Raw genomic sequence first — 24,365 nt, 5'->3', positions numbered from 1 at the left:
ACCCCGTTTCAGTGAACTACACTGCGGATGAACAACAGGAGACATATCCCGCCAAACACCAGGCAAAAGAGGGCAAGCGCTGTTATTTTGGCATTCCGGTTCCAGTACTGCGTTTTCCGCCCGAGATAACCGGCAATCCTGTGTTGTTGCCGGTCAAGTCCCGAAGTTGCTTTAGCGAAAAAATTTTTGCTGATCAAACTCTTCCTGTTTTTGCTAAGTAATCTCATGGTAGTAAATTTTTAGCCTGAACATCTTTATTTTCCAGTGTTTCCCATCGTTCGATCAGGAACCCGTGCGGGTTATTGTCGCTCCGGTTGACATTGCGTAAAAAACCACGGGTGACCAGGCTCCTGGTTGTCGTCGAGGTACTGCGGACCAATTTTTCGCTTGCATAGCAGCTGAATCCGTAGGGATACTGGTTCATATCGAGGCGAATGCTGTCGATCGAGATACTTTGACTGATACTGCCGGAGATCAGGTTATTATAATAGCCCGCCTCCTTTAAGTTATCATAAGCGGTTTTTGCGCTGCCGTCGGCAAGGTATAAAGCCCGCGCAACGGTCGTCTGAATTTGCTTGTCATCGGGATCGAGATTGAAAAAATCTTCGTGGAAAACTTTGATATGATCCCTGCATTCTACCGGTATATTATCTTTCCTGTCCGAGGCAATTGCCTCAAGCGCTTTACCGTTAGCGAGTACATAAATATGATTTTTGAAGTTGTCAGCACTCTGATAGCTTCGGAACACCACAAAGCAGGTGATCAAAACACAGGCGAGGATCAGTAAATAGCTGAACAGCCTGATATGCCTGAATGCCGTGTCTATATTCTTGAATTGTTGAAACATAATTTACCTCCATTTTTAAGTTTGCCTGCCTGAAAGTTTATCCTGTTGATAGGAATCGCCGGCGTTCCGGTAACCTTCCATAAAGTTGCCTGGGACATTCATCAGGTTGGCTCCGCCTTGCTCCATTCGGTTACCCAAAGTATTTCCTGCTTCGGAAGCCGTTGTCATCGTATGGGTTGCAACACCCGTACTTACCTGCGTTACCTTACTCAGGAAGCCGTTTTGTCCGTGGGCATGAATCACATAATTGGCCACACTCGGTACGGAGAAATACCCGACAATTCCAATGCACAGGAATATGAGGTACGCCGTATCCGTTGAAGAAAAGAAGGTGTCTCCGGAGCTTTGTATCTGTGCTATATCCAGCTTGATCATTTGCTGTTGTACCTGGCCTATGATGCTGCCAAAGATGTTCGCAATCGGCAGCCATAAGAATACATTGATGTAACGGGCGATCCACTGTTGCAGGCTGTGCTGCAATCCGTCAAAGACCGCAAAGCCAAATACAAGCGGCCCTAAAATGGCCAGTACGATCAGGTAGAATGTGCGAATGATATTGATGCAGAGTATGGCTGCGGCATAAAGCACCTGTAAAATCTCGCTCATCCATTGTTTGATATTATTCTTGAAATTGTAAGCCTGCTTGTCCATCCAGAATTTGATATCGTTGCCTACAGCCGAAATTGTGCCTTCATTCTCCCCGGTAGGATCATCCGGATGCGTATATTTGTACCATGCAGCACGGTCGCCTTCCCCCGTGTCGCCGACATACATCAGATAGGTGCTGCTGTTTTTGATCGCAGCCTCCTTTTCTTTCAGCAGCAAAGCAATGCTGTTATCCGAACCGGTCACCATCGAGCCTGTTGCCGATACGACAGGCTGCATGATCCCGTTCATGATGGCAATTACCATCGGAAAAAGCATGATGGCCATCCCTAATGCAAATGGGCGAAGCAGGGGATAGAAGTCCAGCGGCTCGGCTCTTGCAATTTGCTTCCAGGCCCGGGAGGCGATATACCATAACGCGGCAAAACCTGCAATGCCGCGGGCTGCATCGATCAGGTTGCTGCACATCGGGATCATCTGGTTATAAACATTGTTTATAACCGGCTGCATACCTTTTAAACTGCCGGTGATATCCTGCGCACGCGCATCTAACGAAAGGCTGCTGAATATCCCCAGAGCTGCACCTATAGCTACAATCTGCTTTTTCATGGGTACAATGATTTTAGGTTATTCACTACCATTTGCTCCTGTTGCCGCTGTATGGCAAGCACTCCGGCCCTGCGGTTGAATGACCGCAAAAAAGCAAGCTTATCACTGCTTGAGGCATATATCCGGTCAATAGCAGCTAATCTTTCATCATCGCTCATCCGCAACCTGCTGGCCGTAACCACATCGGCCAGGTCATTGACGTCATTTAACGCGGCAGCCGTTAACCGGCCGTATACATTTGACAGATAGCCTAACTCGCCAGCATGGAAAAGGCCGCTGTTCCGGAGCCGTTTTAGAGCGTTCCTGTATTCCGAAAGTATGCTGACTTCATCTGCGATGATATCGGCCACACGGGCGTATTTTGCTACTTCCGGATTGACCTGCAATAAGCCGTTTAAGAAAACAGCATGCAGATTGAAATTACCTTGTGACAGATCCTTTACCTGCCGGTAGCCCTGTGTCAGCATCGAATAACCTTGCCGCATATCAGCGAGAATGGCTTTAAACTGGGTAAGCTTTTCAATATCTAATATTAATTGCTGCATGTCCTGCCCGGTGCCAATCTGGGCTTCGCCTTTGGAGACAGGCAGCAGCAACAGCAGCGTTCCTGCCATCAGCCTTAATATTCCGGTAAGCCCGCGCCTGGCTGTTATTTTTTTAGTTCGTGATTCCATAGTATTGTTTTATAGTGTTCATATCCCTGACTTCCCGTTCACGTTGGAGCAACAAGGTGCCGGCCTGGCTACAGAAGAAAAGCGTAAAAGCATATTTGTCCCTCATCCGGTTATAGATTTCATCGAGGCGCCGGATCCGTTCGTCATCGGTCATTTGTAGCTTACCACTGGTCATGATCGTTTGTAATTCTGCTAAGTCCTGATCACAAGCTGCTATCACCGCAGACCTAACCCGGCGGATATAATCACGACCGCCGGCATCCAGGATGCTGATATGCATAAGATGGTCAAAGCGAACAGGAATTTGTTTTGTATAACTGATGATGCTGTCCGCCCTCGGATCGCTGCCGATGGCCGGGTTTACCTGATTTAAAGATTGATAATAATCAGAATGCAAATCAAATTCAGCTTTTACCCAATCACCTATGCCTCCTAAACCGTCCTGTGAAATCCGGTAACCTTGCATCACGTAGTTTTCGTATTGGATCAAAGCTGCGATCTGCTGGTTAAGATATTTGATCTGGGTTTTCTTTTGAGAAAACCATTCTGCGAATGTCTGCGCAAAAGTCGTCGTAGCATTCACCATCAGGAGTATCATTACGAACAGTACCGCTTTAGCGCGAAAAACAACATTTGCATTAATCAATCCCATAATAGCGTTTTAGTGTTATGACCTCGTTTTCGTCCCTGGACCGCTGTATGCTCAGGATATAATTCTGGTTATTAAACTTTTTCAGATCGCTGCAATTGCTGTCTACACGATCAGCCGCTTTATTGATCAGTTCGAGCCTTTTGGCATCGCTCATCTTCGTTTTAAAAGCATTGATCACGACCAGGATTTCATCCAGGTTTTTAACACTCTCCTGCAGGATCCCGGAGTAAACTGACTGCATGTAGCTGAGTTCGTCGTCGGAGAAATGTTTGTCTGTTTTTAGCAGGCTCCAGGCGTGCTGGTATTGGCCGACCAATGCTGCCTGCTTCCCGGTTATATCTTTGATCCGCCCGTAATAAGTAATGATGGACTTTACTTTCCACAATTCGTCGTAATAGCTGCCATAGAGCTCTTTTTGCTTTTGCGACCAGCCGGATATCTCAGCGAGCTTTAATTTGGACAATTGATTTTCCAATGCCTTTTGCGCGTTCTGAAGCCAGATCGTTTGATTTTGCATCCGCTGTACCTCCAGGTCGATGGCGCGGATAACCCTGCCTACGGTTTCGCTGATGACCTGGCCAACAACGACCTGGGCATCAGCGCCCCTGGGGAGCGCCACAAATACCGTGACTGCCGATAAGGGGAGTATGACCATGTATTTTTTCATTGTTTTAACTTTTTTAATGGCAAACAGGATTCCTTTGGGAATATTCATAAGCCTCCCTTACCCATTGATGTGGGTGATTTGATTATTAAATGGATTAATTAACTGCTGGGATATTGATACAGGCAATACCACCTTTTTAAAATGCTGATCAGGATAATAATATGAGCTTATATGAAGCTCGTATCATTATTTCATCCTGTTAGGGTGTTACTTTATTTTTCGAAAAACGCCGGCGTTAAGCATCATGCGCTGTTTATCCGGCTGAAAGGTATACGTCCTGCCCGTAACCGTTTCCGTAAGCTGCTCTTTTGAAGCATCCCATGATGCGTTCAGCTTTTCCTTTTTATGATGCGGTAGCAAGAGCCTGCCGTCACGGATCGCCTGATAGGTCACGTGAAAATCGACGAGGTAGTTTTTGCCACCCGTCTGCGTGATGAAGACGGTATCTTCAGCGATGCCATATGCGCTTTTATCGCTTTTTACATAGGTGCCGGGAATAAAATCCTGGTTGGTTTTTGACGCATTTCGGCAGGCGCTTACAGCAAGTAAACAAACTGCCATGATCTTAACTGTTCTTTTCATCACGTTAACTTTTGGTTCGCATATCCATGGCCAGCATCGCAATACCTTTTTGTATGCTGCCGTACCTGGCGGCATATTGATGTACTTTTACCTTTTCGCTTTCCTCTGTCGTATAGGCGAGATATTCTTCGAGACTTACCTCCGTGCGGTAAACTTTCGCGTACTGCCCTAAAGAAATAAACACTTCTTTGTACTTCCGACACGGATCGTTGGACCTGTTCATGGAAAGGATCATCGCCTTTTCCTTGTCCGTCAAACCCAACAACTCCTGTATCGCGTCGAACTTGTTCTGGTACTTGCTTTGATCAAGCAGGATCTTGCAATCGCTGTTATTAATAATAGCTTGTTTGACAACGGGGCTGCTGATGATGTCTTCGACTTCCTGGGTAACCACAATGGGCTCGCCATAAAACTTCCGCATCGTTTTATACAGATAGCGGATATATTCAGCCATGCCTTCCTTCGCAATAGCTTTCCAGCATTCTTCAATGAGAACGACTTTCCGGATGCCGGGCAGCTTTCTCATCTTGGATATTATCATTTCCATAATCACCAGTACGCACACCGGAAAGAGAATTGGATGGTCTTTCAAAGCGTCAATTTCAAAGACGATGAAGCGTTCATGTAGGAGGTCGAGGTTCTCTGTTGCATTCAGCAGGTAGTCAAATTCACCGCCCCGGTAATAAGGATTAAGTACGTACAGAAAGTTTGCAACATCAAAGTCTTTTTCCTTTACCTTGCCATCTTCCAGCACCTGCATGTATTCCTCCATCAGGTATTCATAAAAGGTATTGAAGCAGGGGAAGATCTCCGGGAAACGTTCCAAATGTTTGTAATACCCTGTCAAAGCGTTGGATATGGCGACGTATTCTGACCTGCGGTAGGGTTCATCATCCTTTTTCCAAAGGGCAAGCAACAAGGTTTTAATACTTTCCTTTTTTTCCGTGTCCAGGATATCGTCCTCTCCCAAATGAAATGGATTGAACCGGATCGGATTAGCTTCCGAGTAGGTGAAATAATAACCTCCGGCCAGCTCACAAAGTCCGTGGTAACTGTGACCAATATCCATCACCACGATGTGGGCACCCTGTTCAAAATAGGACCTCAGCAGGTGATTTGTCCAAAAACTTTTACCGGAACCGGATGGGCCTATCGTAAATTTCGAACGGTTAGTCGTCCAGCCTAATCGCATCGGCTCGTCGCTGATATCCACGTGGACAGGTTTACCGGTAAGCCTGTCCCCTAAACGGATGCCGAAAGGGCTGATACTGTCACGGTAATTGGTTTCCAGGTTAAAAAAACAGGTCGCCTGTTCGACGAAGGTATCGAAGGTTTCGTTCATCGGAAAATCGGCTTCATTGCCGGGCAGGCCGGCAAACCAGATCTGCGGCGCCCCGTCGGTTTCCTTTTTTGGCGTGGCGTCCATTTGCGCCATGGCCGAACTGACCAGATTTTTGAGGTCTTTTAACTTCTCCCTGTCCTCAGACCAGGCCAAAACATTCACATGTGCTTTGACCGGAAGCCGCTGCTGCCCGATAGCTTCATTTAAAAAATCGTTGACCGCATCCCTGCTGATAGCGTTTTCCCTCGAATACCCGGACAGGGATTGTAAACGTAGCTTTTTCGCCTCCAGTCGTTTGATGGTCTTCTGGCTGTCTTCAATAAATATGTACTGATTAAGGATATGATTACAATTCAGCAGCTGACCGAGCGGTGAGGCGAAACCGATGCTGAATTTTGTCCGGTCGGTACTGTATTTATCATAATTGATCCGGCTGCCGCAAAGGCCAGGCAAATCTTCGGTGTCTGCGAGCGTATAAAGTTCGCAATGCTTACTGCCGATCCTGAGCTCTTCCCTGATATGGATATCCTGTACAATGGTTTTACCGGGTGGCGTTGACAGCAAACAATACCGTTCAATAACACCGGCATTATCCTTTGTCCCTGCCAGTTCATCATCATTTAAGCGGGTGAGCTTAACGAACCCGCTGTCTTTCAATATCCTTTCAAACTGTCCTGCACAATCCAGAAAATCCTTATAATGTACCGGGCTGATCATCTGTTGGGGAACTATGCTTTTGCGCAATAAGTTGCTGTATACCGATGTCCCCGGTTTCCTGTCTTTCGGCTTTTGGGTCAGGAAGATATAACAATGATGGTCCAGGTATTCGCGTTCGTTGAAAAAACGCTCACTGGAGCGTGACAGGAAGCTTTTACCGGCTTTTTCAAAGTCTGCTTTAAAATGGCTTTCCGTAAACCAGTCCTGTTTATGAAAGATGCTCCCCTGCGGCAGCAGCCGTATAGCTTTAACCCAGGCCTGGTGATAAGCTTCGTAGTCCCGGTCAGATAACGTAAAAATCTCCGGTAAAACAACTTGGAAGGCAATGGTCATATCACCATGCGCTGAAAGGATAGCACCGTTCCCGACCTTGATAAGCGGTAATATTTTTTCGATATCAATTCCCATGATTTTTTTCTTTTAGTTTAATAAATACCTGCCGTGAACGTAAAACAAGGAACGCCGGCAACTGCTTTCGTGCGAAGAATTTGGATAGGCCGTGTTCACCGAACCTGTGGCTCAGCCGGAATACCAGGAAGAATAATGCCGAACCCAGACCGAGAATAAGCGGAAGTATGATCCAAAGGCTGAAGCCGCAGATATAGAGAACGGCGAATCCGATCAGCAGGACCACGAGCCCGATAGCCAGATAGGCGATGTACTGGGCCTTGAGCCCTTTAAAGACGATGGGTTTAGATACCCCTTTATTGATCCGGTAGACTGACATCGTGTTTCTGTTATAATCCAAAAAATGACTTCAGCACGGTAGCAACGACGACCAAAAAGACGCAGGAGCCAAACCAGGCAGCAGCAACTTTATTGGTGTCCGGCTCTCCCGCATTCCATTTATTAAATACTTTAATGGCACCGATGATCCCTACCACTGCGCCAATAGCGTACATCAGGTTGCAGCCGCTGTCAAAATAGCTTTTGACCTGCGTGGTTGCCGAATTGATACCGGAATTGCCATCCTGTGCAAAGCAGTAATTGACCGTTAACATGGCCGATGCGAACATCAGGGTTTTGGTCAGTGCGGTCCGTTTCTGACCGGCAGGCAATGAATGATAGGCATTTGCCCAATTTTTTATGTAGCCAAGAACGGCATTGATCAATGATTTCATGAGTTTAATGGATTAAGGGTTAAGTCCAGAGGTTTGTTAACTCTTCGTCGGAAATGGGAAAAAGCACGTTTGCCCTGATGAATTCGTTAAAGGCATTTTCAGCAGGCGTATGCCGGATCGCCGCATATTTATGCTTTACGAGGCCGAAAAGCGAAAGAAATTGCTCCTTCGTACCCTGATCTCTTTCGAGAATGGAAAAAATACTTTTCAGATCCTCGATCGCATCAGGTACCAGGCTTTGTTGAATTTCCCTGCTTTTTTCGTTCGTTCCCGGATACTCATCGCTGATGAATTCCCCGCCGGCCTGTTCCCGGGCGTGGCCGGCTTCTGCAAGTTTTGGCGCAAAGCCGAACATGTCCATGCTCACTTTGGTCATGCCTTCCGGCAAAACGGCTTTACCGATCAGGTCGTCATCTGTACCCGCCGACAGGTCTTCATAGTCCTCTTCCCAGCCATGTTTGAGCGGCCCCGGGCTGATCTCCGGTTTTTGTTTGCCGTTTAAAATATCCTGTAATCTTTTACGGTAAAAGACCAGGATGATAATTGCATACCAGACCGCGGCCAGGATGGTAGCAGCAACCAGAAAGTGCTGCCATGTGAAATGTTTCAATAACATCATGATTTACTTTTTGTCCTGCCGCTTCATTACGGCAGGAATTTCAAAAGCAAATTTTCAAAGACAACGGACCGGGATTGGAGGCAAGGGGGGATATCCCTTAATTAAACTCAAAATCGTTGTTAATCAATTAAATAATTCTTGTTAAATTCCAGCGATAAACCGCTTTTTTACCTTGTTGGGTCGTACTCGTCCTCCTTATCCAGTTTTTGTATGATATTGTCTTTCATTTCATCTAGGTATTGTGTCCTGCTCAGCCTTTTTCTGCGCCGGAGCTCGGACAGTCGCTTGGAGGGTATGCCGATCTTCACGTTGAGTTTATCCTCCAGCCAGCGAAAGATCTGTCCCAGCGTTGCCGTGCCGTTGTTCAGCTGCCGGGTCTGATAAATGCCGATACCGATCTCGGCCAGGTTGATCGTTTCACCGGTCCATTTCAGATCATCCGGCTCCCTGTTTAACTGAAGCGGATTCAATGGGTTCCCCCTGAGATAAAGTATTTTTTCGATGATCCAGGCCTTCAGATTTTCAAAAGCCCTGAACTTGGAAAACAGGTAGTCAGCACCGGTGCCAAAGCCGGGATCGACCTCCGGGATATGGGGAAGCAGGACGCTTTGGATCTCCGCTCCCCGTATAAAGTAAAGGTTATCCAGTTCATCGGCATCCAGTTTGAAATATTGATATAAGAAAGCGTGCTGCTGAAAGAAACGTTCAATATAATGCAGTTCCTGGGACAGGTAGTCAGCCTGTTTTTCAGCGTCGCCGAACGGAAAGCCGGTTTCAATGGTATACAATTCGGTATAGAAGATCTGCCACTGGTAGATGGACGGCTTGGCATACTTGAAAAAGCTGATCTCCTCTCGTTTTTCTCTAAAAGAATGTGCGATCACATCCTGTTTTACTTTTTCAAGCGCCCGCCTGATCAGCTTTAGCGCGCCTGTCAGTTTGAAAAGCGGTTCCTGCGACTGGAAAGACAATTGTTCCAGCTCCTGTTCCAGCTGCTTTTGCAGCCGGGATAGTTGTTCCTGTACCATAGGTGAATTTAGTTAAGTAAGTCCTGTCCCGCCTGTTCACTGGCAACAATTGATACCCGGACAGGAAATGCGTAAAGTCTAACCATAGTGTTTTAATTGATTAACAATCCAAAACTATAGGGAATCACGATGGCAGGAAATACCAAAAAAGTGGCCTTTTGCGCCAAAACTGGTACTAAAAAAGTGGTATTTTTATCAGAAAAACGCCAGGAAACTATTTAAGTGAATATTTTTTAACTTATGAAATAAGGCTGTCCTGCTTTTGACATCTGTTTTTCTGAATGCATTGTAGATATGTTTTTTGACCGTTTCTTCGGAGATATGAAGCCTGTCAGCTATTTCCTTATTGCTTTGGCCTACTAGCAATAACTGAATAATTTCGATCTCCATCCTGGTTAGTTTAAAACGGATAAAGTTCTGCTGCAGGATGTCAGCGCTGCCTGAGCTCATTTGCAGCTGCAGGCTCTTCCGGTATTCGGAACGGGTCTTTTGGATCGACTTCCAGATGAACAGGCAGCTGATGGCGACAATTCCCGTATTGGTAAAAAGCACTTCGGTGACCTGGCTTTCCTCGATAAAGCCAAAGAGCGTCAGCGTCGCCCAGGGGCTGACTGCCACATACATGGCGATCTCCTCCAGGTACTCCCGGTAATTACGTTTAACACGGTATTGTCTATGGATGGCCTGAAACATGACCCATAACAATACCAGGGCATAAAGGAAAGGTGCCAGCATCCCGTATTTCAGGTCCTTATCAAGATTACCGGCAATCGCGTAATCGATCACAAAGAAGAGCAGGTAGGGCAGGATCAGGAAAATCGGGACACCGTAAAAGGCATGCCAGCGAAGATCTTTCAAGCCGAACGCTTTATAAAAGTAAAACGGAAAATAAGAAGCCATTAAAAACCCGCTGCCATAGGCGATCATTTCCTGGTAGGGGACAGGCAGCGAAATACCGGGATCCGGAAACAGCCCCCCGGTAATGTTGTAGAACAGCAATAAGGTCAACAGGATCAGGTAATACAAACGGTTCTTATCCTCCGGTCTGAACAGGTAATAAAAGAACTGGAACAACAGCATCACCGTTTCCAGCACAATGAATATAAAAGTGACCAGGTGGATCTGCGTATGAAATACAAGCATCGGCGAAGAAATATAGTGTCCGGTCAGCGGTCTGTTTTAACTATTCCGAAGGAAATAAAGCGTGTACCCCAATTCCAGTTGATCGTAGACCTCAAATCCCAATCGCCGGTACCAGGGCAGATTCTCTACAGTGGAAGTTTCCAGATAAACGAGTAAATCCTTCTTTGCGGCATCGTCTAATATTTCCTGTAATAATTTACTGCCGGTGCCCTGATGTTGGTCATTGGTATCAACGCCGATGAACCACAGGTAAGCCATCGGAACATGGGGCTGTCTCTGTTTGATCCTGCTTTCGCGGTCCAGGGTCTTTTTTACTCCCATTACCCCTATCGCTTTAAATATAAGGACAATATCCAGTAATATCGCTTTAACCGTCGCCCGCTTATTTTGCGGATATAAAACGAGCGCGCAGGCTTTCCTGTCATCGCTCAGCCATACGTCGCCAAACATTTTACACATCCGGTATGAATAGTCCATCAAGGCCCGCAGCGCGGCCGTTCTCCCTGCTCCCTGCCTGATGATGTAGTTCACGCTCTTATTGGTCTCAAATGCATTCGACAGTATATCAACGATTAACGGCTTATCGGCTGCTGATGCTTTCTTCATATTAATTCCGGCAGATTAAATTAATAATATTTAATATTCGTTCGCTGTTGTAATCAGCCCCGAATGGGGCAGGATTATAAATGTTATAACGTATGAAAAGCGCTTAAAGTTGCTTAAAAAGAAATTATTATTTAAATATTTCGTTTAATTAAAAGTATTAAACCGGGTATTGTTAATTTAAATGGAAGTCATATTTCTGCCGGGGCACGCGGGCAAGGGAATTTCTTAGCAGCTAATAAGATACGATACCGTTTTCGTCGTTTCTATCCAATTCAGGCTGCCCGGTCTTTGACTGATGTGCTGCCGCTGTATGCTGACCTCCGGCTAAAGGTTTTTGCGCCTGACCGACGAAATCGGTGACTTTGTCTGCATGCTTTTCTGTCGCTTGCGCTGAAGCGGCAGCTGCCTTCGCGTCCGCTTTAGGTTTTTTTATTTCCACCTTTTCCATTTCGAGTTTGACCAGTTCAGTAATCTCCCGTTTGATCAGTTTGTAATTTTCTTCCACGTCTTCCGGGGACACATAATTGATCAATGGCAGCGGTTTATAGCCAGCCTCTTCCAGCGCTATCGCCTCATGATCGTTTTGAATATGATTGTGAAAAAGCTTTAGGTTGATTCGCTGGTCGGGATTGTCAGCAACCATTCCAACAAATTCTCCCGAGGATAAGGACGCGATTTTAGAAGCCGGTACCGCATAATCCAATTGCGTGGCTTTGGAAAAAGAAGTATCACTGTTGTTGATCGTCATGCTGTTCTTATCCTGAACGATCTTACCGAAATTATCCGCCAGCTTTTTCGAAGTATCCCCCGTAACCTGGCCGCTTATGATATTGCCCACAATCCCGGTGATCACATCAGCCTGTTCGGCGCCATAATCTTTTTTAAGCTGGCTGAAATCCTGCATCACCAATGTCGTGGAAACCTTATTGCTGCGGGCGGTAGCGATCAGACTGTCGATATTGTTAAAAAATATGGTCGGGAACTCGTCGAAGATCAGACTGCTTTTCAATTGTCCCTTTCTGTTGACCAGGCTGATGATCCGGGAAATATACAGGGACAGTACTGCCCCGTAAGTTTGCAGTTTCTGCGGGTTGTTACCCAGGCAGATCACCTTGGGGGCATTGGGATTATTTAAATCGAGTGTAAAATCGTTTCCCGACAGCACATAATACAGGGAAGGGGAGGACAACCTGGACAAACCGATCTTGGCACTGGCGACTTGTCCTTCCAGTTGGGCTTTTGCATTGTTGTTATAGGCCAGGATAAACGGATTGATCAGCGCCCTGATCTCATCTTCTTCCTGTAAAATGGCAAAAAGCTGAGCATAGTCCGTCTGCATCAGTTCGATCACATGCGGCAAGGTGCAATACCTGCCATCTTCGTATTTGCGGAGGTACCAGATCAGTGCCGTCAGAAAGTTGATGGGGCTTTCCACGAAAAAGTCCCCCTCCTTTCGGATCCATTCCCGGTTAAGCCCCATCATGATCGTCCGGCTTGCCTCCGCCGCATCCGTAATATCTTTCATCGTGCCGGGATCAAGCGGGTTGCAGCGGTGCGTGCGGTTCAGGTCATCAAAATTAATCACATAAAAAGCGGGCTTTACCGCGTAATTTCCCTTATATATAGCCAGTTTATTATAAGCAAGCCTCGTCAGGTCGTCAAACTTAAAATCATAGATCAGCATGGAAAACCCTTTCTTTAAATGCTGGTCGATGATGTTCCGCACCACAAAATAAGTTTTACCGGCGCCGGGCGTACCCGGCACCAGGATACCCCTGAATGGATTGATGATATTGATCCAGGAATCCCTTACCTGTCCTTTTAAATTGTATCTGGCGGGCAGGTTAACCGAGTATTCATTTTCCAGCAAAGTCTCCTGTTGCGGGAAACTTTCATTATCCGTATTGAATATATCCTTATCCAGTTTTTCCCTGAGCAGGCGTGACAACCATGCCCCGCCCGTCAACATAAGCATGTACCCCGTTACCGTAGTCAGCATATACCCGGCCGCAATCCATCGCGACTGAACTTGCAAATAAAAAAATAAGGCGCTCGACCAATATAACAACATCCCGCTGCCAATAAATGCAGCGATGCTTTTATAGCCGATCTGTTCATCCTTGCGTCCCCTGATACCCCAAACGGATATGACCAGGCACACTAACGCCGCCGCCTTGGGTTTAAAAAAACCGTCAAACAGGCCAAGCTTCGCCATGTGACCGGTCACTCGGTCAGTGATAGCTGCCGTCCAATGCCAGTCCTCAAAAGCATGGTAACAGCTGATGTAGAAGTGAACCGCTAAAATGAAACCTCCGATCAGCCGGGTAAAATCAATAATTTTTCTTAACCCCTGAATATCCTCACCAGTCTGCATATCCTCAATATTTTAATGAGACTAACCTTTCCTTTAAAACGAGATTTCCTGGTCCTGATCCGGCCCTTCCCGTTTCCGCTTCTTCTTATGGAAAGTATCCGGAGCCGCTTCCTGGCCAGGTTTGGCCAGTATCCTCCCAAGGTCAACTGCCCCCAGAGCCCGTGAATGAGATTGCGTTGAAACTTCTGAAGGCTTTCCCCGCCAGGCCGACCGTAAAGCGATACGTTGCTCCAGTGCGCCTTTTTTTCGGGCATTCGCGTACGCGTAAGTATCCAGTACCCCACGCACGAAGCCGAACTGCTGATCGAAGACCCGTTCCCCGGATTCCTTAAAAGCAGACCGGTCGAATTGGCCCATCCTGCGTGCGTGTTCCGCATTTCGCCCTTTGGAATTGTTCATCGGGCTGAGCTTAATTTTATTGGTGATATCCTTCCGGCTGACTATGACCTGAATATGCATCTGCTCGCCCGGCTTCAGGTCGCCAACCTTGTAGAAGCCCTGCCGAACCTGCCAATCCTTATAACTATAACGACGGTAATTTTCCAGCTTCCCGAACCACAACAGGTCCTGACTGCTTTCGATCCCAGGCCTTTTGAAATTGCGGGCGTATTCGTCCATCATGTTGACCGCATACAGTTTCAGCTGTTCCTTCGCTCCGGCATCGCCGTAGCGTTCCTTTAACCAGGCGATCTCCTTTTGGCTCGGACTGATATTGACCAGGAAAAATTTGGCATCAGCCTTTCCCAGCTTCGCTATGTTATTGTCGATGGCCCGCCTGGCCTGATAAGACGGGATGTCCCTGTGCCCTTCGTTGAACCATAGTTCCTGATTTGAACTGCCCCCCGGCCGGTTCTCCTTATCCAGGTAGTTGACCAGGCCGGCACTGCTGCCCTTATTATCAGCGGTCTCGCTGTTTGTGATATTGATGAACATAGGATTAAAGTTTAGCGATGTGTTCTAACGTTTCCAGCAGCAAAGCCTCTTTTTCCCTTGCAGAAGCCTGGATCATCGCTTTATAAAAATGATTCAGTATATACCTGAATTTTTGTTTCATCCCCTCTTTGTCGTCCAGCCGCTCCGAAAATAAACCGATCATTTGCTCCACCTGACGGGAATGCGTATCCTGGCCCGACAAAATCTCCCGGTTTGCCTTCAGCACCTGGTTATTAAAACTGTCAATGATCTTGATCTGCGAAGCCACCATTCTGTCCATTTCCTCTTTCAGCGGGATCAGGATCCTGTCTTCCTGCGCCCTGATAAAGCGCACGTAGGTATCGTGATTCCTAAACAGGGTTTTCTTCAGTACCTCATCATTGACATCAGCAGGATCTTTCCTGGTCCGGTAGAAATAATCCACCATCAGGTTAAAAAAACGGAACTTGCTCAGCCCCAGCCTCGCGGCGGCCTCGCCCAGCTTTTCATCCGTTTCCGCAGAAAACCGCAGCGTCTTTGTATAATTATCTTTCGTAGACATTTTATTCAGTACTTATAATCCCACTTATGGTAAATTCCCGGCCCCGGGCAATGCCAGGGCCGAAACTTATGCCCGGAGCATAAGTAAAACCCCGTTTGCAGCGCAAACGGCGAGCGAATTGGGCCACTGCCCAATTCCCGCTCGCTTTTTTTAATAAAAAAACAGCCGCCGTCCCGGCCTGAAAATGCTTCATTGTCGGAAAACAAGAACTGAACTATCCCCGGGGAAAAGACACCGCACTGCCCCGGCAGGGGTCAAAGCTGGGCTTATACAAAACATAACCGTAATCATGCAGCTCCTTCATACATTTATGGTAGGTCACAATAGAACTGATGCGCGAATACGCCATCAGTTTTTTCCGGGATACCCGGAACACCCCTTCCGGGCCCTCAGTGCTGAAATAAACTATCACCATAAACAGGCTGATATGGGAGGGATGTAACCTGCTGTCCATTCCTGCTTTCCTTAAAAATCGCGCTACCCGCTGTGCCGGCTTCATCAGCATCAGCTCCTGCCGCCATCCAAAATCTTCAGAATATCGGCGTACCGGTAATACATAATGCTACCGACCCTGGTATAGGGCAGCGTTCCACTGATCCGCAGGTTCTGCAAAGTCCCCGCTGAAATGTTCAAAAGCTTGCGGACATCCATGCTCCTCAGCCATTCCTTAGCTGGCGAGACGGCCGGTAAACCCTGCATTTTCTTTAACTCACTGAACAGTTCCGTTTTAAACTGTTCCAAATCCTGACGCGTGATCAAATCCAAAGTTGCCATACCAATTCATTGAAATTGCAAACCATCCATCGGTCTGTCAATGCAAATGAACGGCGCCTGCAAATCCCTTCCTGAGGCATTAAGGGATATCCCTCATTTAATTATGCTTTGATATAAAATTGAATTACCGGATGTTAGAACAGATGCAGAAACAGCTACCCTGCCGGTTTATGTGAATATTGTTTTTTCACAATAATTTAAAAAATGTGATTAATAGCTTGCTTGGGATGTAATGATAATATTTTCAATTACTTATGCCCTGTTTTTTTTGTGAAAACTTGCAGATTAAAATATAAGTTTTTAAATTGGTCATAACCAAACCAATTCCAGTTATGAACCTTTTCCTGATCACTTTACCGCACCCTTGTGCGAAGATTTCTGGTATGCCCCCAATGTTGGGTAAGACGTGACTGATAAACTATGCTGACGGCATTTCAGTCTTTCTCATGATCTGCCGTTCTCTGGTCTTCCCAATCACCACTTAAACCTTAATCATCAATGAAACCTAAACTCCTGGGGATAATTATTGTCCTGCTTATTTTAGCCGACAACCTGTCCGCGCAAATCGCTAATTCACGTTATTTTATTCCAAATCCATTTCCGTTAGCACCTAACAGCACCGCTTTTACTAAATATGGCGACTACAAGGTTAATTATTACACGGGCGTACCGGATATATCCATCAACCTGTTTACAGCTAAATCCGGATCATTGGAACTGCCTATCACGCTCTCCTACCACGCGTCGGGAAACCGGGTTTCAGATGTGGCAAGCTGGGTGGGGTTAGGGTGGTCGGTGTCTGCAGGCGGAAGTATTTCGAGGAAAGTAATGGGAATGCCTGATGATGATGTCAGCGGTTTACTTTCGGGTTCGTTGCGGGATTATAATTCACTTGATCTGAATAATAGCAATACGGATATCGATTATGCAAGGGATGTGGTAACGGGGTATAAAGATTCCAGGCCTGATATTTTTTCATATGATATCCCCGGCCACAGCGGGAAGTTCTTCTTTGAAAGCACCAATAGTCTGAAACCTGCATTAATACCATTCGCCCCGATCAGCCTCATCAATTCCGGGACCACAGGCCAATTTCAAAATGCGCCAAGGTTTAAGATTATTGACGAACATGGTACTGTAAGCAAGTTCGGATTTGGTACCAATACTGAATCTACTACGACCACAACATCAACGAATACGAAGTCGGTCAATTCTGCCTGGATGCTGGAGAGCATGATCTCCCAGGATAAACGGGACAGTATTTTATTTTCTTATGCTACTCAAAATATTACCTACCCTTCGGCAACTACCCATTATGATGTAGTTACTGACAATGTTTTTATTTCGGGTACGTGCCCTTATGTGATGAACTATACAGCGGGGGACCATCACAATTCCCTGGTCTATACCAGCGTAAACGAACAGGCATTATCCCAGATCCTTTTTAAGAATGGCAAAGTAGTTTTTGAAATGGACGGCGGCACCAGGCTTGATTTTGGCAGCCCAAGCACTGCACGAGGATTAAATAAGATCAAAATCTACGCGTTTGATTTCAGTAAGAAAGCCTATGTGTTGCAAAAAAGCGTAGTATTTTATAAGAGTTATTTTAATCCGACCGGCAGCTCAAGGCTTAGACTGGACTCTATCCAGGTTTTGGACGCTGCCGGATCAACCATGCAGCATTACAGGTTTACCTATAATACCAGTATAACATTACCTGCTTATGATTCTTTTGCTAAGGATTATTGGGATTACTATAATGGGAAAACGACCAGCACTTCGCTGGTTCCTCAAATGGTTGTCAATGCCAATTCCAATGGCGTTCCGGCCACCTACACCGTCGGCAGCAGCGTAGCCAATAACCGTAATTCGGACTCAACCTATATGCAGGCCTATATTCTTCAGCGTATCGATTTTCCAACCGGTGGCCATACGGATTTTACGTATCAGACCAACCGTTATTACGATGCACAGCATAACCTGGTTCAGGTGGGCGGCTTGCGCATCGCCACGGTCAAGAGCTATGATAATGTAAACGCGATACCCATAACTAAAACGTACCAGTACAATAGCGCGACGTTCAATGCAGTCCTGCAATCGAGTTATTTTACCAACACTCAACAATACCGTTACTGGGGAGGAAGTAACGGGCCCGGCCTGCCCGGAATACAGACGGGTAGCGAGAATTATACGACCTTTTCCTCTAACCCATCCAATGACCTGGTTCCGTTTGATGCAGCTGTGGTAGGTTATCCTTCTGTAACGGAATATTTGGGCACCCCAGCATCTAATATTGGAAAGATAGAATATGTTTTCAGGGATCAGCCGGATTCCCGCATGACATCCCGCAGCGGCGTGCCTATTATACAAACCTTCTTTTATGCCAGGGGGCAATTACTAAAAAAGACGGAATTCAAAAATAATGGCTCCGGCGTTTACCAAGTGGTAAAGCGCGAGGTAAATACTTACACTAGTTTTCCTTTAAATAACCACGCTTATGCCGGCATGGTGATCGATAAAATGGCCTGGGACGAAGGCCCGAACGCCATGGGTATACAATATGCCGGAAGCGGCGCAGGCCCTGCCAATAATTTTAACCAGTTTATCGCTCAGAACTACAGTATACCTTCCGATGACAACTACATAACAGGGACTACCCTTTACAACTACGATCAGATCGATACCACCAAATTCAGTACGTCAGCAGTTTCATACAAATACGACAATATCAAACATCAGCAAGTTACCAGGTCGTATCATGTCGACAGCAAAGGCAACACCAATATTTCTACGATGAAGTACCCGGCTGACTATCTTGCTGTTGGGCAAACCACAACAGGTAACTCGGTACTGGATACCATGCTTAACCGAAATATGCAGGCGGAGATGATTGAGAAATGGGATACTGTTAAAAATGTAAGCCTGGCAACAAATGGGGTTACAACTGGAGAGCTGCATGTCTTTAAAATGCTGGGGAGCACAAATATCCCTGTAGTACCCAGTAAAATTAGCCGGTTAAGAATAGCTGCCCCTTTAACAAATTTTGTTCCCAGCTCAGTGGTTTCGGGAAACCTTTCATCAGACAGCCGTTACGCCCAAATGATCAGCTTTGACAATTACGATACAGGTAGCAACCTTATCCAGTACACGCCCCGAAATTCTACGCCCGTATCGATCCTCTGGAATTACAATAACGCGCTTCCTGTTTTACAGATTAAAAATGCAGTCCTGGGAAATTATGCTTATACCAGTTTTGAAACCGGAAATACAGGTGGATGGAACTATTCCGGCAGCGCCACACAGGACGATACCGCACCGACGGGCAAAATGGTTTATTCTCTGAATAACGGATCGATCAGTTTTAGCAACACTGATCAGACCAAAGCATTTGTTTTGTCTTATTGGAGCAATGGCGGGGCGGCCACAGTAAACACCGGGTCATTTATCAGCGGTACACCTTTAAGATTAGTTAACGGCTGGACTTTCTACCAGCATTTGATCCCGACCAATGTTTATTCGATCTCGGTGAGTGGCTCTACATCAATAGATGAGCTTGCACTTTATCCGCAGGATGCCCAGATCAATACCTATGCCTATGATCCGAACGGATTAACCGAATTGATTGATCCTAAAGGCGCGGTTTCAAATTTTGAATATGACTCTTTCCAAAGGCTCAAAAACGTAAAAGACTGGAACGGAAATATTATCAAGAACTATGGCTATCACAACTATGATATGACCATAGGAAATGATGTGATCACCGGCACAATAACCCGGAATAACTGCCCGGCAGGGACCAATCCGCAATCCACCAGCTTTACGGTTGCCGCCAATAAATACTATTCGTCGACCAAAGCTTCGGCAAACGCAGAAGCCCAGTATGATTACAATACGAACGGCCAGGCTTATGCCAATAAGGTCTGTGGCTGCCCGGTTCAGATGATTAACTTTACGCTGACCAATAATACCGGCCTGGCCGGTTTCCAGGCTACTTTTTCCGGCCCTCAAACGCTTACATACAATTTTCCGACGTCAGGTAGTACTGTGGTGCAAATACCTGCAGGTACTTATAGTCTTCAATTGCCACCGGTTTCGCCATTCAATTCGCATACCTGGCAATTGGGCAACGTACGGCCAACAGTTACCGCGCCGTCCGCCAATTTTAGCAATGTGATCATTGCTACCGGAAGTTCGGATTCATTTGTACAGGTTAATTAATGCAGGAACCATGAAAAAGCAAACCTTAACACCAGCAACCAACAGGTTCTTTGCAGCAATAAAAACCTGTACATTTACACTATTGATCATATTAGGTCATTTCACAAGTTTTGGCCAGTCTGTTAATCAGAATTATGTAGTTACCACCGCACCAAGGATTAAAGGCGTGATCGATGACGCCACGCTAAAAACGGCCAGTACAGATAAATCTAAAGTTCAGATCGGCATCGACTATGCAGATGGACTTGGCAGGACATTGCAATCAGTGCAATGGAAGGCATCACCTTTAGGAAATGACATTGTATCACCAAAAGCATATGATGCTTTTGGCAGAGAGGCAAAAAATTATCTCCCCTATGCGCCAACAGGGACAGCAGGGAATTACCGCTCCGATGCCATAACAAGCGCTCAAGCCTCATTTTATAATGCACCAACAACGGGTGTAGTGCAAATTCCTACTGCTACACAAGTGGCTTACGCGGAAACGAAGTTTGAGGCTTCGCCATTAAATCGGCCTGTTGAACAAGGTGCACCAGGTCTTTCCTGGAAGATTGGTGGCGGTCATACCATTACGCAAAATTATTCGGTAAATACAACTGCCGATGCTATTAAGCTTTGGGTGGTAAGTACCGCTACTACCGGGGCCTCGCAAAGCTCAACCTATCCGGCCGGAAGTTTGAACGTAACAAACACAATTGACGAAGATGGTAATGCGGTAATTTTATTTAAGGACTTTGAAGATCGGGTAATCAGCAGGAAGGTACAATCAGGTCCCGGCACCTACGTGGTCACCGATTATGTTTACGATGACTTGGGGAACCTGCGCTATGTGATCCCTCCGGCTTCATCGGCATCGGGCTCCAATACGGCAGTTGCCATACCCTCTTCTTTTACTGAAAGCAGTACTGTTTTCTTGAATTATTTTTATGGGTATCACTATGATGATCTTGCGAGGCCCATCGAAAAGAAGATACCGGGACAGGGCTGGCAATACATTGTTTATAACAGCAAAGACCAGCCTATTATGACGCAGGATGCCAATCAGAAAAACCTGGGTATCTGGATGGTTTCCAAATATGATGCATTGGGCCGGGTCATAACGACCGGCAAGCTAACCAGCGCGGCGTCCAGGAGCAGTTTGCAATCATCGGCTGATGCTTCCGTTAATGCTACTTTTGAATCGTTTACTAACGTTACAGCGAACTATGGTTATACACACATCAGTTACCCTGACCTGACCGGTACAGGTGGCAAGGTACTCACGGTGATTTATTATGATAAGTATGATGTTTTAAGCAATACAGCTGTAAATCCGAGTACATCGGTATTTGCCGCACCATCAATATCGATTGATACCCTGGAACAAAATCCGAGAGGATTGCAAACAGCAAAACTTGTCAATGTTCTGGGGACAAGCAACTATATGTTTTCGATGATAATTTATGATAAAGAAGGGAATGTAGTAAAGGCCTTGGAGCAGCACTACCAAGGCGGTGGAATATCCGTTACTAAATTGAATGCTGTCGAAAATCAATATAGTTTTCAAGGCAGGAGTACACAAACTACCCGTAAACATTATCTTACTTCAACAACAACGCCGGCTGTTACCATCATATCAACTCCAAGCTATGATCACATGAACAGGCCGTTATTACTGAAACAGCAGTATAACACGCCGACGGTTATGGGTACGACAGTTAATATAAACAAGAACGATTATAACGAATTAGGTCAGTTGATCACCAAACATTTGCATAGCACTGCTACCGGGATGCCCCCAAGTTCTGGATTCATACAGCATGTGGACTATCGTTATAATTCGAGGGGATGGCTGAGCCGGATCAATAATTCAGCCGCCACTCAGGATGAAACCTATACCACTCAACTGGACCTGTTTGGAGAGAACATTGACTATGATCAGGTAACTAATGGTATCGGTGGTACCGCAAAGTATAACGGTAATATTAGCAATATCAAATGGCAGGCTAAATGGTCATCGAATATCACCCTTCCGCAACAATATAAGGGATATGTATTTACCTATGATGCGATGAACCGTTTGACAAATGCGGATTATAAGGCACAGAACTCTACGGACAATACTTCGTATAACGAAGTTATCACCTACGATGAATTGGGGAATATACTGACCCTAACACGTAAGAACGGGACAAGCACCACGCTGAATAGTTTGGTCTATAATTATATGAACGGTGCCAACAGAAGCCATATGCTGATGAGTGTATCGGATGCCACGGGCACAGAAGCATACAACAGTAGCTATACCTATGACACAAATGGCAACCAGCTAACCGATAGTAAAAAAACAATAACGGCTCCCGTTTTGTATAATGAGCTGAATCTCCCCGCACAGATCAATATCACAACGGGGACGAAGGTACTCAAGTATACCTATGACGCGACTGGCAAGAGACTTGAACGATTAACTACTTTAGCCGGCTCGACAGTAGAAGATCGCTTTTATGTGGATGGGATAGAATATGTTGCCAATGCAATTGAATTGATACATACCCCTGAAGGCAGGGCGACACCTAACGGTGCTGGCGGAGCTTATATTTTTGAATACAATATTGCAGATCATTTGGGGAACGTGAGGGCTGTATTTGGAGATAAGAATAATAATGGTGTGCTAACTACAGATGAAATACTACAGACCACCGATTACTATGCATTTGGCAGGCAGATCACTTATAGTCAGGGCGTGACACCTAATCCGGATAATATTTACCTGTATAATGGTAAGGAGCTTCAAAAAGACCTTGGTGAATATGATTTTGGAGCGAGATACTATGACCCGATAATTGCCCGTTGGAATGTGGTTGATCCAATGGCTGAAACCTCGAGGAGATGGAGTCCCTACAATTATACCTTGAATAATCCATTTAGGTTTATCGACCCTGATGGTATGGATACTGGCCCGACATATACCGATGGCTATAGCACACATTCGTATTATAATACTAGCTACTCCGTCGGGCTTGTAATCCTTGATCCGGAGTCGCCGATGAATGGGACTAATCAGAGCAATAATGATAATATGCAATCCAATAAAGGCGCCCAAAACAATAACCGGGCGAATGTGGACGGGAAAGATGATATGGTGCAAGATCGATTATTTAGCTCACAGCCAGGTATCGGTAATGCTGATCAGAAAAAGGACCCTTTTGCATATGCAGGTAATTTACTTCACTTGCCGGGGGAAACCCTTCCGATAAGTGACCCTGCAAACAAACAACTTGCAAACAGTTGCGAATTTTTCTCAGCAGCTGCTGCGATGGGATATTTTGGAAAAAAAATAGACGGATTGGATTTACTCGGAAAATTTAAAATTAATAGCAAGGTAATCACTGATTATCAATATGGACAAATTTTAAGCGCAGGGTTGCCTGTCAAGTTAGAGAGCTCGTTTTTTGACCAGTTTTTACTAGGAGGTTACGATAATAATATAGTGAAGGGACTATCCTATGGATTCCCTGTTCTAGCGTCTTACAATACCCGTCCCCATATGGGACATGAGGTATTGATTACTGGGTTTAGTTATTTTATTAATGGTCCTAATGCAGGTTTTAATTACGCATTTTACAACCCCGCCACAGGCACTTATGGATATAGACCTCCATCTGCTTTTAACAATGATTCCTATATTGTAGAAGGTGTTCGTTAAATTGACAATAAATTGAAATACAACGTATTTTTATATGAAACAGAAAATTTATTTTATCGCAGTATTATTATTTTTTTCAAATCGAGGTTTTGGACAAATCTCGGAGGATTCGAATACGATTCCCAAGGAGGAATTTAAGTTTTTGTATATACTTAAATTTGCAACTAAGGAATCAATTGCAACGACAAATGCATTTGTTGCCCCATCGGAAAGAGATTCTACTTACTCACTAAGGTCTGCTCAAAAAGAGGTTCTATGTCAATTGTTCGGGGTTGATGGAGTTATCGTTATTAAAATGAAGCAAAATTGCAGGTTGTTATCCCTGTATGACATATTTGCAATGTATCATATTCAACTTAAATTTCGAAAAAATAAGGTGATGGTAAACGATAGGATTATTTCTAACCCCGAAACCCTCTTTATTTCGCAGGTAGAAATTGAAAGCCTGAAGATTGCTAAAATGGGTGAGGGCGGTCAAATACGTATTCTATTGAGAGGCTATAATAAACAAAGAAAAAATGGAACAGACGACGAACCGAGAAAACTGTAAAGTTGCAAAAGATGAAAGAACTTGATTAGCAAACGTTGATGTTTACTAATTTAAACGTCAAATCATAGATTTTTTTT

22 protein-coding genes are annotated in these 24,365 nt (G+C 45.4%); 3 read left to right on the top strand and 19 right to left on the bottom strand.

The genetic code is table 11. The features are described 5' to 3' along the window. Positions 1-8 precede the first annotated feature (8 nt). The 19 genes from AC1DUD_RS20430 to AC1DUD_RS20340 all read right to left on the bottom strand — a co-directional run bounded on the left by AC1DUD_RS20430 (position 9) and on the right by AC1DUD_RS20340 (position 15,835). Positions 9-227, bottom strand: a complete 219-nt coding sequence (locus tag AC1DUD_RS20430; RefSeq protein WP_477377739.1) for a hypothetical protein — start codon at positions 225-227, stop codon at positions 9-11. Then, on the bottom strand, positions 224-847 hold the full coding sequence (traK, locus tag AC1DUD_RS20425) for a conjugative transposon protein TraK (protein ID WP_477377737.1): 624 nt from the start codon (positions 845-847) through the stop codon (positions 224-226). The genes AC1DUD_RS20430 and traK overlap by 4 nt, the downstream gene beginning before the upstream one ends. Before the next feature lie 15 nt (positions 848-862). After that, on the bottom strand, positions 863-2,062 hold the full coding sequence (gene traJ / locus AC1DUD_RS20420; protein WP_477377735.1) for a conjugative transposon protein TraJ: 1,200 nt from the start codon (positions 2,060-2,062) through the stop codon (positions 863-865). Then, positions 2,059-2,676: a TerB family tellurite resistance protein gene (locus AC1DUD_RS20415; RefSeq protein ID WP_477378108.1), complete on the bottom strand. Its 618-nt coding sequence runs from the start codon at positions 2,674-2,676 to the stop codon at positions 2,059-2,061. Before AC1DUD_RS20415 ends, traJ begins: the two co-directional genes overlap by 4 nt. Before the next feature lie 43 nt (positions 2,677-2,719). Then, the gene (locus tag AC1DUD_RS20410; RefSeq protein WP_477377733.1) at positions 2,720-3,388 is read right to left on the bottom strand and encodes a hypothetical protein; all 669 of its coding nucleotides are present in this window, start codon (positions 3,386-3,388) and stop codon (positions 2,720-2,722) included. Then, a complete protein-coding gene (locus tag AC1DUD_RS20405; RefSeq protein WP_477377731.1) occupies positions 3,375-4,055 on the bottom strand; it encodes a conjugal transfer protein TraI in 681 nt (226 codons plus the stop codon). The genes AC1DUD_RS20410 and AC1DUD_RS20405 overlap by 14 nt, the downstream gene beginning before the upstream one ends. Positions 4,056-4,262: 207 nt before the next feature. Continuing rightward, positions 4,263-4,637: a hypothetical protein gene (locus AC1DUD_RS20400; RefSeq protein ID WP_477377729.1), complete on the bottom strand. Its 375-nt coding sequence runs from the start codon at positions 4,635-4,637 to the stop codon at positions 4,263-4,265. A gap of 4 nt (positions 4,638-4,641) precedes the next feature. Then, on the bottom strand, positions 4,642-7,104 hold the full coding sequence (locus AC1DUD_RS20395; RefSeq protein WP_477377727.1) for a TraG family conjugative transposon ATPase: 2,463 nt from the start codon (positions 7,102-7,104) through the stop codon (positions 4,642-4,644). Next, complete coding sequence (locus AC1DUD_RS20390) at positions 7,094-7,423, bottom strand: DUF4133 domain-containing protein (protein ID WP_477377725.1); 330 nt, start codon at positions 7,421-7,423, stop codon at positions 7,094-7,096. The genes AC1DUD_RS20395 and AC1DUD_RS20390 overlap by 11 nt, the downstream gene beginning before the upstream one ends. A gap of 10 nt (positions 7,424-7,433) precedes the next feature. Beyond that, positions 7,434-7,712: a DUF4134 domain-containing protein gene (locus tag AC1DUD_RS20385; protein ID WP_477378106.1), complete on the bottom strand. Its 279-nt coding sequence runs from the start codon at positions 7,710-7,712 to the stop codon at positions 7,434-7,436. Positions 7,713-7,836: 124 nt separating this feature from the next. Then, the gene (locus tag AC1DUD_RS20380; protein WP_477377723.1) at positions 7,837-8,436 is read right to left on the bottom strand and encodes a hypothetical protein; all 600 of its coding nucleotides are present in this window, start codon (positions 8,434-8,436) and stop codon (positions 7,837-7,839) included. A gap of 167 nt (positions 8,437-8,603) precedes the next feature. Continuing rightward, positions 8,604-9,464 carry an RteC domain-containing protein gene (locus tag AC1DUD_RS20375; RefSeq protein ID WP_477377721.1) on the bottom strand — a complete coding sequence of 287 codons (861 nt, stop codon included), beginning with the start codon at positions 9,462-9,464 and terminating at the stop codon, positions 8,604-8,606. 195 nt (positions 9,465-9,659) lie between these two features. Then, positions 9,660-10,607 (bottom strand): helix-turn-helix domain-containing protein, encoded by a 948-nt coding sequence (locus AC1DUD_RS20370; RefSeq protein WP_477377719.1) that lies wholly within the window; start codon positions 10,605-10,607, stop codon positions 9,660-9,662. Positions 10,608-10,643: 36 nt separating this feature from the next. Further along, complete coding sequence (locus AC1DUD_RS20365; RefSeq protein WP_477377717.1) at positions 10,644-11,213, bottom strand: GNAT family N-acetyltransferase; 570 nt, start codon at positions 11,211-11,213, stop codon at positions 10,644-10,646. 232 nt (positions 11,214-11,445) lie between these two features. Continuing rightward, a complete protein-coding gene (mobC, locus tag AC1DUD_RS20360) occupies positions 11,446-13,587 on the bottom strand; it encodes a conjugal transfer protein MobC (protein WP_477377715.1) in 2,142 nt (713 codons plus the stop codon). Between the two features lie 33 nt (positions 13,588-13,620). Next, positions 13,621-14,520 carry a DUF5712 family protein gene (locus AC1DUD_RS20355; protein ID WP_477377713.1) on the bottom strand — a complete coding sequence of 300 codons (900 nt, stop codon included), beginning with the start codon at positions 14,518-14,520 and terminating at the stop codon, positions 13,621-13,623. Between the two features lie 4 nt (positions 14,521-14,524). Then, on the bottom strand, positions 14,525-15,061 hold the full coding sequence (locus AC1DUD_RS20350; protein ID WP_477377711.1) for a BfmA/BtgA family mobilization protein: 537 nt from the start codon (positions 15,059-15,061) through the stop codon (positions 14,525-14,527). Positions 15,062-15,275: 214 nt separating this feature from the next. Next, positions 15,276-15,515, bottom strand: a complete 240-nt coding sequence (locus AC1DUD_RS20345) for a hypothetical protein (protein ID WP_477377709.1) — start codon at positions 15,513-15,515, stop codon at positions 15,276-15,278. A gap of 50 nt (positions 15,516-15,565) precedes the next feature. Continuing rightward, positions 15,566-15,835 (bottom strand): helix-turn-helix domain-containing protein, encoded by a 270-nt coding sequence (locus tag AC1DUD_RS20340; protein WP_477377707.1) that lies wholly within the window; start codon positions 15,833-15,835, stop codon positions 15,566-15,568. Between the two features lie 498 nt (positions 15,836-16,333). On the opposite strand from AC1DUD_RS20340, the gene AC1DUD_RS20335 reads away from it, so the two are divergent. From AC1DUD_RS20335 to AC1DUD_RS20325, 3 genes are read left to right on the top strand one after another with little or no spacing between them, the layout of a single operon-like run. Continuing rightward, positions 16,334-20,053 carry a DUF5977 domain-containing protein gene (locus AC1DUD_RS20335; protein ID WP_477377705.1) on the top strand — a complete coding sequence of 1,240 codons (3,720 nt, stop codon included), beginning with the start codon at positions 16,334-16,336 and terminating at the stop codon, positions 20,051-20,053. Between the two features lie 10 nt (positions 20,054-20,063). Next, positions 20,064-23,738 carry a DUF6443 domain-containing protein gene (locus tag AC1DUD_RS20330; RefSeq protein ID WP_477377703.1) on the top strand — a complete coding sequence of 1,225 codons (3,675 nt, stop codon included), beginning with the start codon at positions 20,064-20,066 and terminating at the stop codon, positions 23,736-23,738. A 34-nt stretch (positions 23,739-23,772) separates the two neighbouring features. Then, positions 23,773-24,288 carry a hypothetical protein gene (locus AC1DUD_RS20325; RefSeq protein WP_477377701.1) on the top strand — a complete coding sequence of 172 codons (516 nt, stop codon included), beginning with the start codon at positions 23,773-23,775 and terminating at the stop codon, positions 24,286-24,288. Positions 24,289-24,365 lie beyond the last annotated feature (77 nt).

It is taken from the genome of Mucilaginibacter sp. P4_A11 (genome assembly GCF_056402535.1).
Note: the sequence above shows the minus strand (reverse complement) of the source record. Positions and strands in the feature narration are given on the sequence as shown.

What these genes read in the sequence shown, in the direction of transcription:
- AC1DUD_RS20395 (WP_477377727.1), bottom strand. Translation starts at nt 7,104, where the DNA reads ATGGGAATTGATATCGAAAAAATATTACCGCTTATCAAGGTCGGGAAC.
- AC1DUD_RS20370 (WP_477377719.1), bottom strand. Translation starts at nt 10,607, where the DNA reads ATGCTTGTATTTCATACGCAGATCCACCTGGTCACTTTTATATTCATT.
- AC1DUD_RS20340 (WP_477377707.1), bottom strand. Translation starts at nt 15,835, where the DNA reads ATGGCAACTTTGGATTTGATCACGCGTCAGGATTTGGAACAGTTTAAA.
- AC1DUD_RS20325 (WP_477377701.1), top strand. Translation starts at nt 23,773, where the DNA reads ATGAAACAGAAAATTTATTTTATCGCAGTATTATTATTTTTTTCAAAT.
- AC1DUD_RS20385 (WP_477378106.1), bottom strand. Translation starts at nt 7,712, where the DNA reads ATGTTCGCATCGGCCATGTTAACGGTCAATTACTGCTTTGCACAGGAT.
- AC1DUD_RS20330 (WP_477377703.1), top strand. Translation starts at nt 20,064, where the DNA reads ATGAAAAAGCAAACCTTAACACCAGCAACCAACAGGTTCTTTGCAGCA.
- AC1DUD_RS20430 (WP_477377739.1), bottom strand. Translation starts at nt 227, where the DNA reads ATGAGATTACTTAGCAAAAACAGGAAGAGTTTGATCAGCAAAAATTTT.
- AC1DUD_RS20390 (WP_477377725.1), bottom strand. Translation starts at nt 7,423, where the DNA reads ATGTCAGTCTACCGGATCAATAAAGGGGTATCTAAACCCATCGTCTTT.
- AC1DUD_RS20380 (WP_477377723.1), bottom strand. Translation starts at nt 8,436, where the DNA reads ATGATGTTATTGAAACATTTCACATGGCAGCACTTTCTGGTTGCTGCT.
- AC1DUD_RS20410 (WP_477377733.1), bottom strand. Translation starts at nt 3,388, where the DNA reads ATGGGATTGATTAATGCAAATGTTGTTTTTCGCGCTAAAGCGGTACTG.
- AC1DUD_RS20350 (WP_477377711.1), bottom strand. Translation starts at nt 15,061, where the DNA reads ATGTCTACGAAAGATAATTATACAAAGACGCTGCGGTTTTCTGCGGAA.
- AC1DUD_RS20355 (WP_477377713.1), bottom strand. Translation starts at nt 14,520, where the DNA reads ATGTTCATCAATATCACAAACAGCGAGACCGCTGATAATAAGGGCAGC.
- AC1DUD_RS20335 (WP_477377705.1), top strand. Translation starts at nt 16,334, where the DNA reads ATGAAACCTAAACTCCTGGGGATAATTATTGTCCTGCTTATTTTAGCC.
- AC1DUD_RS20365 (WP_477377717.1), bottom strand. Translation starts at nt 11,213, where the DNA reads ATGAAGAAAGCATCAGCAGCCGATAAGCCGTTAATCGTTGATATACTG.
- AC1DUD_RS20415 (WP_477378108.1), bottom strand. Translation starts at nt 2,676, where the DNA reads ATGGCAGGAACGCTGCTGTTGCTGCTGCCTGTCTCCAAAGGCGAAGCC.
- AC1DUD_RS20405 (WP_477377731.1), bottom strand. Translation starts at nt 4,055, where the DNA reads ATGAAAAAATACATGGTCATACTCCCCTTATCGGCAGTCACGGTATTT.
- AC1DUD_RS20375 (WP_477377721.1), bottom strand. Translation starts at nt 9,464, where the DNA reads ATGGTACAGGAACAACTATCCCGGCTGCAAAAGCAGCTGGAACAGGAG.
- traK (WP_477377737.1), bottom strand. Translation starts at nt 847, where the DNA reads ATGTTTCAACAATTCAAGAATATAGACACGGCATTCAGGCATATCAGG.
- AC1DUD_RS20345 (WP_477377709.1), bottom strand. Translation starts at nt 15,515, where the DNA reads ATGGACAGCAGGTTACATCCCTCCCATATCAGCCTGTTTATGGTGATA.
- AC1DUD_RS20400 (WP_477377729.1), bottom strand. Translation starts at nt 4,637, where the DNA reads ATGAAAAGAACAGTTAAGATCATGGCAGTTTGTTTACTTGCTGTAAGC.
- mobC (WP_477377715.1), bottom strand. Translation starts at nt 13,587, where the DNA reads ATGCAGACTGGTGAGGATATTCAGGGGTTAAGAAAAATTATTGATTTT.
- traJ (WP_477377735.1), bottom strand. Translation starts at nt 2,062, where the DNA reads ATGAAAAAGCAGATTGTAGCTATAGGTGCAGCTCTGGGGATATTCAGC.